This is a genomic window from Kocuria sp. UBA5001, assembly GCF_002398425.1.
In the GTDB taxonomy this organism is placed as follows: Bacteria; Actinomycetota; Actinomycetes; order Actinomycetales; family Micrococcaceae; genus Kocuria; species Kocuria salsicia.
Genome location: NZ_DGYR01000011.1, coordinates 1 through 14,024, shown reverse-complemented (window position 1 = coordinate 14,024; position 14,024 = coordinate 1). Strand labels below are relative to the sequence as shown.

Sequence of the window (14,024 nt, the reverse complement as noted above, 5' to 3'; positions counted from 1 at the left end):
CGAATCCGACCACGACGCCGTGCCCCGCCTTCTGCGGGGCACGGCGTCGTTCGTGCTGCGGCCCCCTGCGCCTTCTGACTCCCCGGCGCCACCGCGCCTGCGCCGCACGCGGGGCATCGTCGTCCTCCGTGGGGCCCGCCTCTCCGAATCGCACCGGGCGCGCGGCACAGCGCCGCGCCCTCGCCCGGCGGCTCAGTAGGTCGGAGCTGCCGGGAGCTCGAGGTACGCCTCGAGGTTCGCCCGCCCGCTCTTCTTGACGCTCTTCGCGGTGACGGTCCCCACGTAGCGCAGGTGCCACGGCTCGTAGGCGTAGCCGGTGGTGGGTGTCTGGCCCTGCGGGTAGCGCACGATGAATCCGTACTCGTGGGCGTGGGCCGCGATCCACCGGCCCTGCGGCGTGGCCGAGAAGCACGCGAGCAGAGTGCAGGCGCCGGTGGGCGTGGCGACGTCCACGGCGAGGCCCGTCTGGTGCTCGGAGTAGCCCGGCCGCGCGGAGAGGGAATCTGCGATCGCCTGCCCGTAGGAGGCGGTGTACCCGCGGTAGAGCGAGTCCTGCGTCGCGTAGTCCCGGTACCCGCTCTGCGCCACCAGCGGGACGCTCTGCGCGGTGGCCGCACGGCTCATGCGCTGGTAGGCAGTTGCCGCGTCGTCGCGCAGCTGGACTCCCCCGCCCACGGCGCGCAGCGGGGACGGCACGTACCTGCGCGGGGACAGCGGGCGCTTCTTGTTGACGACCACCGACGCGCTCGAGGCCGCGTCCACGTCCCGGTGCACCACGGCACCGGCCGTGGCGGTCCAGGTGATGCGTCCGCGCTGGTAGCGCACCTCGCACCCGTTCTTCCCGCACGCCTCCCGGCTCACGGGGTACCCGAGGGTGCCGTGCTCGGAGCCCTCCGCGCGCCAGCGGGCCAGGATGCCTCCGCGCTGCGCTCGGGCCCCCGTGGTGGGCGACCAGTGGATGGTGCCCTTCTGGTACTGCCGGTAGCACCCGTCGTCGCGCAGCCCGCAGCGCTCCGCAGAGACGGGGTCGCCGAGCCAGGCACCGGGATCAGGCAGCGCACGGTACTCCCGATCGATCCCGATGCCGGTCCCGGACACGGCGGAGACGGGCGACGCCCCGGCCGCGAGCAGTCCCCCGGCCAGCAGCGCGGTGAGCAGGGCGTGCGACAGGCGGGAGAGTGTTCGCATGCTCCTCACGGTACTCCGTGGTTCACACCGGGGAAGTGCGGCGCTCCACGAGCACACCGGGTGACGAAGCTGCACGCACACGCCCGGGGCGGGTCCGGCTCAGCGGGCGCGCGGGTGCGATGTCGCGTACACCTCGCGCAGCGACTCCACCGAGACGCGGGTGTAGATCTGCGTGGTGACCAGCGATGCGTGACCGAGCAGCTCCTGCACGACCCTCAGGTCCGCACCGCCCTCCAGCAGGTGCGTGGCGAACGAGTGGCGCAGCGTGTGAGGGGTGATGCCCTCTTCCCGGTGGATCGTGCGGGCGGCGTCCTTGACCATGTTCCAGGCGGTCTGCCGTGAGATCCGCGATCCTCGCGCGTTGAGGAAAACGGCCGGGGACCCCTGGCCCTTGCGGGAGAGTTCGGGGCGGGCCCGCACCAGGTAGCGCTGGAGTGCGTCCACGGCGAAGGACCCCACGGGCACGAGCCGCTGCTTGTCGCCCTTGCCGTGGACCCGGATCAGTGCGAGCTCCTCGTCACGAAGGCCGGCGAGGTCGTCCACGTCCAGGTCCACGGCCTCGGAGATGCGGGCTCCCGTGGCGTAGAGCAGTTCCAGGAACGCCCGGGCGCGCAGCCCCGCGGGCGTCTCGGGATCCGGCGCGGCCAACAGGTTCTCTACTTCGGTGATCCCGATCGCCTTCGGCAGCCTGCGGCCCGGCACGGGCGGGCTCACGCGGGAGGCGACGTCTGAGTCCACCGTGGACTCGGTGGCCCAGAACGCGTGTGCTCCCCGCACCGCGGCCAGCACCCGCGCGCTGCTGCGGGCGGACAGGGGCGGGTGGCCCTCCTCGCCCTCGCGCAGCACCCGAAGGAACGCCCTGACGTGGTCGGTGGTGATGTCCCGCGGAACGCGAATCTCCGCAGCGCGGGTGGTGAGGTGGTGCTGGTAGCGGGCGAGGTCCCGGCGGTATGCCGCCAGAGTGTTCTCCGCCAGCCCGCGTTCCACCACCAGGTGATCCAGGTACCTCTCGACAGCGCGGCGCAGCTCGGGCGCGGGGTCCTCCGCCGGTGCCGGGTTGGAGCCGGAAGCGCGCCGGCCCGCCTGCGGAGACTCCGCCGCGGAAGTGTCCCGATCCGGATCCGGATCCTGCTCCTGGTCGCGGTTCAGGTCCTGGCCCAGCTCCGGGTCCTGGTCATGGTCCTGGTCGGACGGTGCGTCCGTGGTGGCGTCGGGCGGGAGGGCATCCCTCGAGCGCTCGTTCTGCACGAGCGCCTCTGGGATGACGGGCAGGGGCTCCGTGATCGGCCCGTCCGCCGAAAACCGCTCCGCGCTCACACCGCGAGCTCGGGATGGGCGGGCCAGGCGGCGTCGGCGGGGCGCAGCGTGCGCCAGCCGCGGGCCTTGGCAGCGTGCGCGGCCATGATGCCGAGGGCCGCCGCCGGGGAGGCGAGCCGGCCGGCGAGCACCGCGTCCACGGCGTCGTCGAGGTCCGCGAAGCCTGCCACGATCTCCGCCTCCTCACCCTCGCGGGCGAAGCGCTCCGCCGCGGGAACCTCGGAAAGACCTCGGGCGAGGAAGATGCGGTTGGCCTCGGCGGAGGACCCCGGGGAGTTGTCGAAGTCCACGAGCGCGTCCCACTGCTCGGCCACGAGGTCAGCCTCCTCGCCCAGCTCCCGCCGGGCGGCCTCGACGGCGGGCTCGCCGTCGACGTCGAGCAGACCAGCCGGGATCTCCCACATGCGCATGCCCACCGGGTGGCGGTACTGGTTGATGAGCAGGATGCGGTCCTGCTCATCGAGGGCGACGATCGAGACAGCACCCGGGTGCGTGATGAACTCCCGGACCAGGGGCTTCTCCTGGCCCGCCATGCGGAAGGTCTCACGCCGCACGTTCCAGATGGCGCCGTCCAGCACAGTCTCGGACGCGTCCACCGGTCGCGGATCCGGGCGGTCCCGCAGCTGGTCGGCGGTGATGGAGGTGAATTCCACGGTGACTCCGTTCGGGAAGGGGACGGGACAGGACGGTCCGCGGCGCAGAGGTGCGGCGCCCGACGAGGTGCGGCGTGGACGCACGCGGAAGGGCGGGTGCGGAACACCGCACCCGCCCCACGTCACGAGGCCGTCTGCACCCCGCGGCGCTCCAGTGCGGCCTTCACCAGACCGTCGAACAGCGGGTGCGGGCGGGTCGGGCGGGATGCCAGCTCCGGGTGGGCCTGCGTGGCCACGTAGTACGGGTGCTCCTCGCGCGGCAGCTCCACGAACTCCACCAGGGTGCCCTCCGGAGAGGTTCCCGAGATCCGCAGGCCGGCTCCCGTGAGCGCCTCGCGGTACGCGTTGTTGACCTCGTATCGGTGCCGGTGCCGCTCGGAGACCTCGGTGGCGCCGTAGGTCTCGGCCACCACGGAGCCCTCGGCGAGCGCGGCCGGGTACAGTCCCAGACGCATCGTGCCGCCCAGGTCCCCGGCGCCCTCGACGAACCGCTTCTGCTCCTCCATGGTCGCGACCACAGGGGTGTCCGTGTCGGGGTCGAACTCGGTGGAGGACGCATTGGGCAGGCCAACGACGTCCCGCGCATACTCGATGACCATGCACTGCAGCCCGAGGCACAGCCCCAGGGTGGGCACCTTGTGCTCGCGGGCCCACTGCAGCGCGCCCAGCTTGCCCTCGAGGCCACGGATACCGAAGCCTCCCGGGACCAGCACCGCGTCCACGTCGCCGAGCTCGCGCTGGGCCCCCTCGGGGGTGTCGCAGAGGTCCGAGGCCACCCACTTGATGCTGACCTTCGCGTTGTTGGCGAACCCGCCCGCGCGCAGCGCCTCGGACACCGAGAGGTAGGCATCCGGGAGGTCGATGTACTTGCCCACGAGCGCCACGCTCACCTGGTGGTCCGGCTCGTGCACTGCAGTGAGCAGCCGGGACCACTGCCGCAGGTCGGCATCCCGGTAGTCCAGACCCAGGTAGTCCAGGATGTAAGTGTCCAGGCCCTGGCTGTGCAGGGTGTTCGGGATGTCGTAGATGCTGGGGGCATCCGGGCAGGAGATCACCGCGTCCAGATCCACGTCGCAGGCGCTGCCGATCTTGCGCAGCATGGCGTCGGGCACGTCCCGGTCGCAGCGCAGCACGAGGGCGTCCGGCTGGATGCCCAGACCGCGCAGCGTGGCCACGGAGTGCTGGGTGGGCTTGGTCTTCAGCTCGCCAGAGGGGCCGATGAACGGAATCAGGGAGACGTGCAGATAGAAGACGTTGCGCCGCCCCACGTCCTGGCGGACCTGGCGGGCCGCCTCGATGAACGGCTGGGACTCGATGTCACCGACCGTGCCACCGATCTCGGTGATGATGATGTCCGGGGCGTTCTCGTCCTCCGCGCGGCGGCGCATCCGGCGCTTGAGCTCGTCCGTGATGTGCGGGATCACCTGCACGGTGTCCCCGAGGTACTCGCCGCGGCGCTCCTTGGCGATCACGGTGGAGTAGACCTGGCCCGTGGTCACGTTCGCGGAGGCGTCGAGGTTCTCGTCGAGAAAGCGCTCGTAGTGCCCGATGTCGAGGTCCGTCTCCGCGCCGTCGTCGGTCACGAAGACCTCGCCGTGCTGGAACGGGTTCATGGTGCCCGGGTCCACATTGAGATAGGGGTCCAGCTTCTGCATGGTCACGGAGAGTCCACGTGCCCGCAGGAGCATTCCGAGTGAGGACGCGGTGAGACCCTTACCGAGGGACGATGCCACGCCCCCCGTGACGAAGATCTGCCGGGTCACCTTGCCGTTGTTCTTTTCTATGCCTGCCTCGTGGGCGGCGTCCTGAGCATTCACCACGGATTTCGAGCCTACCATTCGTGTCTAGTGGGGGTTGCGGAGAGTTGGGGCGTGCGGAACCTTATGCGGTGGCGCCCCGCAGGAGCTCGCGGGCGTGTTCGCGGGCGGCGTCGGAGTCCTCGTGGCCGGCGAGCATCCGGGCCAGCTCGACCACCCGCTCCTCGTGCGTGAGGACCTTCACGTCCGAGACACTGGAGTCGGCTGACTTGGTGACCAGCACGTGCTGGTCCGCGAAGGCGGCCACCTGCGGGAGGTGCGTGACCACCAGCACCTGCACGTTGCGGGCGAGCATCTTCAGTCGGCGACCGATCTCCACCGCGGCCTTGCCGCCCACGCCGGAGTCCACCTCGTCGAAGACGAACGTGGGCACGGGGTCCACCTCGGAGAGCACCACCTCCAGCGCGAGCATGATGCGCGAGAGCTCACCACCGGAGGCCCCCTTCCCGAGCGGGCGGGGCGTCGCGCCGGCGTGAGGTGCGAGCATGAACTCGATGCTGTCCCGGCCGTCGTCGGTGAAGCGCTCGGCGGGCTCCACAGCCACCACGAGCGTCGCGTTGGGCATGGCCAGGGCCGTGAGCTCCTCGCTCACCGCGGCCGCGAGCCGTTTTGCGGCGGCCCGGCGCAGGGACAGCAGGGTGGCGGCGTGCTCCTCGAGCCCCGCGCGCAGCGCCTCCCCCTCGGCACGCAGCTCTTCCTCCCGGTGCGGGTCCACGACGAGCTTCTCGAGGCTGGCCCTGGCGTCGTCCGCCCACGCGAGGACCTCGTCGATCGTGGCGCCGTACTTCTTGGTCAGCCGGCGCAGCGCGCTGCGCCGGGCCTCGACCTCCGCGAGGCGGGCCGGGCCGTCCTCATCCAGCCCGCTCCCGTACCCGGAGAGGTCCGCGGCGACGTCCGCGGCGACCACGGTCAGTTCCCGCACCCTCACGGCGAGTGCGGCGAGGTCCGGGTCCGCGTCCGCCTCGTTCTCCAGGGCCTGCTGGGCCTGGGACAGCATGGCGACGGCGTTCGCGCCCGCGGCGGCGTCGTCGTCTGATCCGCTCAGAGCGGTGTGGGCGGTCAGGGCCGCACTGCGCAGAGCCTCGAGGTTCGTGAGCTTCTCGCTCTCCGCGTCCAGCTGGGCGTCCTCGCCCGGGACAGGCTCCACCGCATCGATCTCGGCGAGTGCGGTGGTCAGGCTCTGCGCCTGCAGGGCCCGCTCGCGGGAGTTCTCCTTGGCCGCGCGCAGAGTGGCGACGACGCTGCGGTAGCGGGCGAGCTTCTCCCGGTACAGCCCGAGCTCGTGGGCGATGGGAGGGCCCGCATAGTCGTCCAGGGACTTGCGCTGGGCAACCGGGGACTTCAGGCGCAGCTGGTCCGACTGACCGTGCACCGCCACGAGGGTCTCCCCCACGGCGCCGAGCGTGCCCACGGGGGCCGCACGGCCACCCACGTGGGCGCGGCTGCGGCCCTCGGCGGAGACCGTCCGGGACAGCAGCACGAGTCCCTCCTGCGCACGGCCCACGTCCTCGTGGTCCACGGTTCCACCAGATTCCTCAACGAGACCCACTGCCGGGTGCTCCGCGGGGACCCGGACCGTGGCCTCCGCGAGGGCCTTGGCGCTGCCGGAGCGCACGGCACCGGCGTCCGCCCGGTTGCCCAGCAGCATTCCGAGCGCGGTGACCACCATGGTCTTGCCCGCGCCGGTCTCGCCGGAGAGCACGGAGAGCCCAGGCCCCAGGGGCAGCACGGCGTCGGTGATGACACCGAGGTCGTGGATGTGGATTTCCTCGATCACGGACGAGGCTCCTCACGGTGTCCGGTGGCTGCCGCGCCGCCGCCGTCCGAGGCGCCGTCGGCGGCGTCCTGCGGGGTGCTCGCACCCGGCACTGGCGTTTCTGCAGCGGGTGTGTGCGAGGTCTCCGGGTGGTCCCGGTCGTCGCCGTGGTGCGGGATCTCCCGACCCACTGTGAGCTTGGGCTGGTGCTCGTCCTGCGGGACCACCTTCATGGTCGGCTGCACCAGCGGCAGTGCGGTGGTCATGGCCTCGCCCTGCTCGCTCGGCATGGGCCCCCGCCAGCCCGCGATGGGAAGCTCGAACTTCCTCACGAGCCGTTCGGAGAACGGCGTGGCGTGTATGCGGGCAAGGTTCACGGACTTCTCCGAGCGGCGCACCTCGATGCGGGAACCCGGCGGGAGATCCGCGGTGCGGCGACCGTCGCACCACAGCACGCCCCGGGCGTCCGTGCGGGTGAGCACTTCCACGGCAATCATGGACCGCGGCGAGATCACCAGGGGACGGGAGAACAGTGCGTGGGCGGACAGCGGCACCATGAGCAGGGCCTCGACCTCCGGCCAGACCACGGGCCCGCCCGCGGAGAACGCGTAGGCGGTGGATCCCGTGGGAGTGGCCATCACCACGCCGTCGCAGCCGAACGTGGACAGCGGCCGGCGGTCCACCTCCGTGACCACCTCGATCATCTTCTCGCGGTCGCCCTTCTCCACGGAGGCCTCGTTGAGGGCCCACGTGTGCAGCACCTTGCGCCGGTGCTCCCACACCGTCACGTCCAGTGCCATGCGGCGCTCCACGGTGTAGCGCCCGTCCACGATCGCTTCGACCGTCTCGCTGAGCCCCGAACGCTCCGACTCCGCCAGGAACCCCACGTGACCCAGGTTCACCCCCAGCAGGGGCGTGTCCACGCCGCGGACCAGCTCGGCGGCCCGCAGGATGGAGCCGTCTCCGCCCAGGACCATGACGATCTCGATCTCACGCAGGGCGAGGTCCTCCTCGAGGATCTCCACCGGGGGCAGACGGAAGCCGTCCGCGCGCAGGGCCTCGACGTCCGGGCGCGAGAGGACGGGCACGAGCCCCGCGGCGTAGAGCTGCTCGCAGGACTGGCGGGCGGCGTCCTTGGCCTCGGAGCGGCCCGTGTGGGTCATCACCAGGATTTTGCGGGTCACGAGTGGGGGTCCATCCTCCTGCGGTCGGGTCCCACGGTGGGCTGACTCAGCCAAGACTACGCGAGCTCTCCGACGCGCTCCGTGCGCCAGGACGTCTGCAGTGCACGAAGAACTCCACGTTGCCGTCCTGCCCCGGCAGCGGGCTCGGGGCTGTGCCGAGGACATCCAGCCCCGTGTCCTCGGCGCACGCCGTCACGCGCCGCACGGACGCCTCCCGCGCGGCCTCGGAGGTCACGACGCCGGTGCGGGAGAGGTTGTGGACGCCCACCTCGAACTGCGGCTTCACCATGAGCAGCAGGTCCCCGCCGGCCCGTGTAGCGCCCGCGAGGGCCGGCAGCACCAGGGTGAGGGAGATGAACGAGAGGTCGCAGACCGTGAGATCCGCCGGTCCCCCGATCTGCGCCGGGTCGAGGTAGCGGACATTGAGCCCCTCGAACACGCGCACCCGTGGGTCCTCGCGCAGCTGCGGAACCAGCTGGTCGTGGCCCACGTCCACGGCGAGCACCTCCCGCGCACCACGGCGCAGCAGGACGTCCGTGAACCCGCCGGTGGAAGCACCGGCGTCCAGGCAGCGCAGCCCGGCGGGGTCTACGTCCGCAAAGCGCTCCAGCGCACCCACGAGCTTGTGCCCGGCGCGGCTCACGTACTCGTCTCCGGCGGACGCGTCCAGCGTGATCTCGTCCTCCGGACCCACCACCGCCGACGGCTTCACGGCCACGGCGCCGTTGACCCTGACACGGCCCTCCTTGATCCGGACCGCGGCGACCGTCCTGGACCGGGCGAGGCCGCGCTCCGTCACCTCACGGTCGAGACGTGGCACCACCGGCTACCGTGCCGACCGGGCGCGCTCGTTGGCGCCACTCTTGCCCGGACCGCGCTGCTGGCCCGGGCCGACGGAGCCCCCGGCGCCACTGGTCAGCCCCGAGGGCACGTGCCCGGGACGCTCCTCCAGAATCCGCTCGAGCTCGGCGTGCAGGGCCGCGTAGGCGGCCGCGCGCTGGGTCACGGGAAGCTCGCCGATCTCCACCTCACGGGCCAGCACCCGGTCCACGGGCTCCAGGCCTGTGCGCGGCGGCTCCGTGGCACTTTGCTCCGGGTCCCTAAGCTCAGGGGTCGGCAGATCCGTGGTCGGCAGATCCGTGGTCGGCAGCCGCGCGTCCCCCGGCCCGGTGCCGGGCAGATCCGTGCCGGACAGCTCCGCACGCTCCTCGCTCACGCGGGGTCCTGCCACTGGACGGCGGGCTCGGCCGCCTCGTGCGGGTTCTCGGCCCACCAGGCGGCACACGCAGCGCGCCAGCCGTCGAGGTCGTCCCGCGGCGCGGTCACGACCACGACGCCGTTCGCAACGTCCGCACCCGCCTCGCGGCAGCGTGCGCTCACCCGCCCTGCCCGGCGTTCCACCGCCACGGAGGGGTACGGCTCGAAGAGTTCCCTCAGGGTGCCGAGAAGATAGGTGGGCCGCTGCGCGGGGGGCGCGGCGATCGTGCTGGCAGGTCCGTCCACTCCCGTGAGGACCTCGATGCTCTCCATCTCCGCGTTGTGCGCGCCCAGGATGTCCGTGTCCAGCCGGTCGCCGACCACCGCGGGTCGCGCAGCACCCACACGTCCAGCCGCCTCCCGGAAGATTGGCGCCTCTGGCTTGCCCGCGACGAGAGGCTCCCGCCCGGTCGCCTCTGCCACCGCGGCCACCAGGGTCCCGTTGCCCGGAGCAATGCCTCGCTCCCGCGGGATCGTGCGGTCCGTGTTGGTCGCGCACCACAGCACGGAGTCGTCCGCGAGGGTGAACGACGCTTCGGCGAGCTCCTCCCACCCCAGGTGCGGGTCGAAGCCCTGCACGACGGCGTGGGGTTCCTCCCCCTGGGTGCGCACCGGCACGAGCCCGACGGCGCAGATCTCCTCCGCGAGCGCCGTCGCCCCCGTGACCAGCACGCGAGCGGACGGCGCGAGGCGGTCTGCTAGCAGCGCGGCGGCGGCCTGCGCGGAGGTCACCACGTCCTCGGCCGTGGTGGGCGCACCGAGCGAGGTGATGTGCTCGGCCACAGCCGCGGGCGGGCGGGACGCGTTGTTTGTCACGTACATGACCGCGCACCCGCTCTCACGGGCGCGGTGCAACGACTCGGGGGCCCCGTCGATCGCGTGGGGGCCCGCGTAGACCACGCCGTCCAGATCGCACAGCAGTGCGTCGAACCGCTCCACGAGGGGGCGGTCCTGATCCGCTCCGGCTCGATCAGTCACTGAGGTTCTCCCGGCGCGCGGCGTCTTACTCATTGCTCGCACCGCGGCCGTCGAGCGCATCGCCTTCGACGGGGCCGCGGTCGAGCTCGCCCGCACCGGCCCCGCTCCCCGACGCGTACCCGTAGGCGCCGTCGGCCGGCACCTCGCCGAACTCACCCTCCAGGTCCTCGTCACCAGACTCGCCGCGCCCGAGTTCGTCCTCACCCAGCTCGTCGCCCGAGGGCTCGTCGTCACCGGGTCCGTCGATGGACGCGGCTCCCGCACCGCCGTGAAGCGAAGCGGCAGTGGTGTGTTCGCTGTCGCCATCCCCGCGGTAGCTGTCCGGATCGTTGGTGGTCAGATCTCTGGAGCCTGGCTCCACTTCGAGCCCGTCCTCGGCCGCAGCGGCCACGGACACCGGGCCCTCGGCGCGGTGGTCCGCCGCGCCGTCGTGCCCCTCGCCGTCGACGTCGCGGTGCCCGGTCCGGTCCTCGCGCTCAGAACGGTCAGCGCGCTCAGAGCCGTCGTCATCGCGCTCGCCCCTGGTGGAGTCCTCGACCCCTCCGACGCTGTGCCGCCTCTGTGCCTCGCGCACGGTGCGTTCGGCTTCGTCCTCGTCCAGGTCGTCGCCGAGGTCCACGATCTCCGGCTCGGAGAACTGGCCCATGCCGAGGGCGGCCTCGGCAACGATGGCCTGGCGCTCCCAGGACATCGACTCCGAGTCCCGGCCCACCGCGCGCAGGGCGTCCGCGTAGGCGCGGAAGAGCTTGGGGCTGTAGGAGAAGCCGCGGTTCTTGTCGAGCTGCGGGATCTCCAGGGCCGTGAGCGCCGCGGCGTGGTCGCCGGCGTCGGCGTGGATGCCGGAGACCACCATGGCGAGTTCGGCCTTGGCCTCCGCGTCCAGGGAGTCGGCGGCGCCGGACCTGGCCTCTTCGAGGGCCTTGTCCGCCCTGCCGAGGGCGCGCTGGCAATCAACCATCATGGGCAGGTGCTCCTGGGAGCCGGAGATGCGCCGGTGCGTGCGAAGCTCCTTGAGAGCCAGGGCGTAGTCTCCGGCGGCGTAGGCGGCGATGCCCGCGGTCTCGCGGACGACGCCAATCCGGCCGGCCTTGCGGACCGCAGCGTTGGCGTGCTCGAGGGCGAACTCGGGGTCGTCGTCCACGTAGCGCGCCGCCATCACCAGGTGCTTGGAGACGCGCTCGGCGTTGCCCGGCTCGAGGGCGTCGAGCTCGTGACGGGTCACGCGGTCGATCTCGCGGCCGGTCACGTCCGCGTCGATGTCCGGTGCGACGAAGCGGGGCTGGCCGTCATCGTGGCTGCGACGACGGTCCTCGCGCTCGAAACGCCCTCCATCACCACCGCGAGCTGCCCCGCGGCGGTCGTCGCGGACCCGGTCCCCGCCACGTCGGTCATCCCGGCGATCGTCACGAGTGAAGCCACCGCGACGATCATCACGGCCGTAGCTGCGGTCACCGGTGCGCGGACGGCGGTCATCACGGCGGTTCCCACCGGAGAAGCCGCCCTCGCGACGGCCACCACGACCATCACGACGCTCGTACCCACCACGGCGGTCACCACCGCTGACGCCTCCATCGCGACGGTCGGACCGGTCAAAACTGCGGTTCTCCGAACGGCTCCCACGGTCGTCACGGCGCTCATGCCCACTGCGACGGTCGTCACGGCCGTATCCACGGTCCGCCGAACGTCCGCCGCGCTCATCGCGGCCCCGGTACCCGCCGCCCTGGGAACGGTTGCCGCCCTCGCGGTAGCCACCGGAGCGGTCATCGCGACGACGCTCGTCACGGCGGTCGCCGACGCCGCCCTCACGACGGCCCCGATCCCGGTCACCACCGCGATCGGTCCGCTCTCCCTCGCCCCGGTACCCGCCGCGGGCGTCGTCCCGACCGCGCCCCGCGCCGTCCTGCCGACCGCCCCGGTACCCGCCGCCGCGACGCTGGCCGTCACGAGCGCCGTCGTTGCGACGACGATCGCGGGAGAACCCGCGCCCGTTCCTGCCACTGTCGCGCCGCCGGTCGTCGCCATCGTGGGAGCCGTGCTGATCCGATTCGCTCAAGGGGTGTCTCCTACCGTGGCCCGCGGCCACACTGTGACGGGCCTCGACCTGTTGCGACGCCCACTGCTCTGCTGAGCATTCTACAAACGCGGCGGGCGGCCCTCCCAATGCCGGGTACCGCGCAAAGCAGGAGGTCATGCCTCCCCATCCACTGCCCCACGCACCTTGGGCAGTTCCAGCCGTGCCCTGTGAGGACGGCGCCGCTGCCGCGCGGGGTGCGACGCCACGCACACGACATCGCGACCCCCGAGGCACCTATCCCAGTGATAATGAACCATGCATTTGAGATCCCTTTCCAAGAACCTGCTGGTGCGGGTGCTCGTGGCCATCGTCCTGGGTGTCGTGGTCGGGCTGTTCCTGCCCGAGTGGTTCGCCCGCGTCTTCACGACCTTCAATGGCATCTTCAGCCAGTTCCTCGGCTTCCTGATCCCCCTCATCATCGTGGGACTCGTCACCCCGGCCATCGCCGACCTCGGTCGCGGTGCGGGCAAGTGGCTCGCGGTGACAGCCGCCATTGCCTACGGATCAACGATCTTCGCGGGGCTGCTCGCTTTCCTGGTCGCCAAATCCACCTATCCGTGGCTGCTCGGCGGTGAACGGACGGTCAACGGCCTGGCGAATCCAGAGGACCACGCGCTCTCCGGATACTTCGAGATCACCATGCCGCCCGTGTTCGACGTCATGACTGCACTCGTCCTCGCGTTCTGCCTAGGCGTGGGCATCACCCTGATCAAGGGCAACGTGCTGCACGACGGCTTGAGCGAGCTGCGCACCATCGTGATGCGCGTCGTGGAGAAGGTCATCATTCCCCTGCTGCCGGTCTACATCTTCGGCATGTTCCTCAGCCTCACGATGAACGGGCAGATCGTCCTCGTCATCACCACGTTCCTGCGGGTGGTCATCCTCGCGTTCATCATGACCATGGTGATCCTGGTCATCCAGTACTGCGTGGCCGGCCTCGTGGCCCGTCGCAACCCGTTCGTCATGCTCAAAAACATGGCACCCGCGTACGCGACGGCGCTCGGTACCGCATCATCCGCCGCCACCATTCCCGTGACCTTGGCGTGCACGAAGAAGAACGGTGTGGACGACCGCGTGGCAGGGTTCACCATTCCCCTGTGCGCAACCATCCACCTCTCCGGGTCCACAATGAAGATTGTCCTGTTCTCACTGGCCATCATGACGATCTCCGGCATGCCCATCAGCACGGGGCAGTACATCGGGTTCATCTTCCTTCTGGGAGTCACCATGGTGGCGGCACCCGGCGTTCCCGGTGGCGCGATCATGGCCGCGGTGGGCATCCTGCAGTCCACACTCGGCTTCGACGAGACGGCCGTGGGGCTGATGATCGCCACCTACGTGGCCATCGACTCCTTCGGGACAGCTTGCAATGTCACCGGCGACGGTGCCATCGCCTCCGTCATGGACCGGGTTCTGCGGGTCAAGGACGGCACCCTGCGCAACGCCCCGGTAGAGACCTCCGCATAAGATCAGGCCATGCAATTCGCCCCGTGGCGCGCCGGCCCCCGTGGCAGGCGCGCCACAGTCATCCCGACGCCTTCAGCCGGAACCATCCCCACCCAGCGCGATCCGCATCTGAGCAGCCCAGAGCAATCAGGAGGCTGTAAACCGACCCGTGCGCAGGCCAATGGCTCACCCTGGGCATAGACGTGTCTGCCAGTGGGTTCGAGGCAATATCCATGAGCTGCCCCGTAAGGCTCGCCGGTTACAGCCCCCGGTGGCGCACCCAGCGCGACATCTGAACCTGCCGGCGGGGCGTGAGCCCTCACCGTCTGGAATCCCCCAGAGGATGATGAAGGG

Annotated in this window: 12 protein-coding genes; 1 reads left to right on the top strand and 11 read right to left on the bottom strand. The window is 71.2% G+C overall.

The window, feature by feature from the left end; genetic code table 11:
* Window positions 1–192: 192 nt before the first annotated feature.
* From B3G12_RS07080 to B3G12_RS07030, 11 genes are all read right to left on the bottom strand, one after another.
* Window positions 193–1,188 (bottom strand): D-alanyl-D-alanine carboxypeptidase family protein, encoded by a 996-nt coding sequence (locus B3G12_RS07080; protein WP_290499804.1) that lies wholly within the window; start codon window positions 1,186–1,188, stop codon window positions 193–195.
* A 99-nt stretch (window positions 1,189–1,287) separates the two neighbouring features.
* Entirely contained in the window at window positions 1,288–2,505 is a 1,218-nt protein-coding gene (locus tag B3G12_RS07075; protein ID WP_290499803.1) for a site-specific tyrosine recombinase XerD, read from the bottom strand.
* Window positions 2,502–3,158, bottom strand: coding sequence for an NUDIX domain-containing protein (locus B3G12_RS07070; protein ID WP_290499802.1), 657 nt, complete (start codon window positions 3,156–3,158; stop codon window positions 2,502–2,504). The genes B3G12_RS07075 and B3G12_RS07070 overlap by 4 nt, the downstream gene beginning before the upstream one ends.
* A 122-nt stretch (window positions 3,159–3,280) precedes the next feature.
* Window positions 3,281–4,996: a CTP synthase gene (locus B3G12_RS07065; RefSeq protein WP_145010953.1), complete on the bottom strand. Its 1,716-nt coding sequence runs from the start codon at window positions 4,994–4,996 to the stop codon at window positions 3,281–3,283.
* Window positions 4,997–5,039: 43 nt separating this feature from the next.
* Window positions 5,040–6,752, bottom strand: coding sequence for a DNA repair protein RecN (gene recN / locus B3G12_RS07060; protein ID WP_290499801.1), 1,713 nt, complete (start codon window positions 6,750–6,752; stop codon window positions 5,040–5,042).
* Complete coding sequence (locus B3G12_RS07055; RefSeq protein ID WP_290499800.1) at window positions 6,749–7,915, bottom strand: NAD kinase; 1,167 nt, start codon at window positions 7,913–7,915, stop codon at window positions 6,749–6,751. The genes recN and B3G12_RS07055 overlap by 4 nt, the downstream gene beginning before the upstream one ends.
* Window positions 7,916–7,961: 46 nt before the next feature.
* The gene (locus tag B3G12_RS07050) at window positions 7,962–8,738 is read right to left on the bottom strand and encodes a TlyA family RNA methyltransferase (protein WP_290499799.1); all 777 of its coding nucleotides are present in this window, start codon (window positions 8,736–8,738) and stop codon (window positions 7,962–7,964) included.
* A 3-nt stretch (window positions 8,739–8,741) separates the two neighbouring features.
* Window positions 8,742–9,131, bottom strand: a complete 390-nt coding sequence (locus B3G12_RS07045) for a hypothetical protein (RefSeq protein ID WP_290499798.1) — start codon at window positions 9,129–9,131, stop codon at window positions 8,742–8,744.
* Complete coding sequence (locus tag B3G12_RS07040; protein WP_414672732.1) at window positions 9,128–10,183, bottom strand: HAD-IIA family hydrolase; 1,056 nt, start codon at window positions 10,181–10,183, stop codon at window positions 9,128–9,130. The genes B3G12_RS07045 and B3G12_RS07040 overlap by 4 nt, the downstream gene beginning before the upstream one ends.
* On the bottom strand, window positions 10,176–11,396 hold the full coding sequence (locus B3G12_RS07035) for a hypothetical protein (RefSeq protein WP_290499796.1): 1,221 nt from the start codon (window positions 11,394–11,396) through the stop codon (window positions 10,176–10,178). The genes B3G12_RS07040 and B3G12_RS07035 overlap by 8 nt, the downstream gene beginning before the upstream one ends.
* A complete protein-coding gene (locus B3G12_RS07030) occupies window positions 11,393–12,172 on the bottom strand; it encodes a hypothetical protein (protein WP_186366729.1) in 780 nt (259 codons plus the stop codon). Before B3G12_RS07030 ends, B3G12_RS07035 begins: the two co-directional genes overlap by 4 nt.
* A 307-nt stretch (window positions 12,173–12,479) precedes the next feature.
* On the opposite strand from B3G12_RS07030, the gene B3G12_RS07025 reads away from it, so the two are divergent.
* Window positions 12,480–13,691 carry a dicarboxylate/amino acid:cation symporter gene (locus tag B3G12_RS07025; RefSeq protein ID WP_144942731.1) on the top strand — a complete coding sequence of 404 codons (1,212 nt, stop codon included), beginning with the start codon at window positions 12,480–12,482 and terminating at the stop codon, window positions 13,689–13,691.
* The last annotated feature ends 333 nt before the right edge of the window (window positions 13,692–14,024 follow it).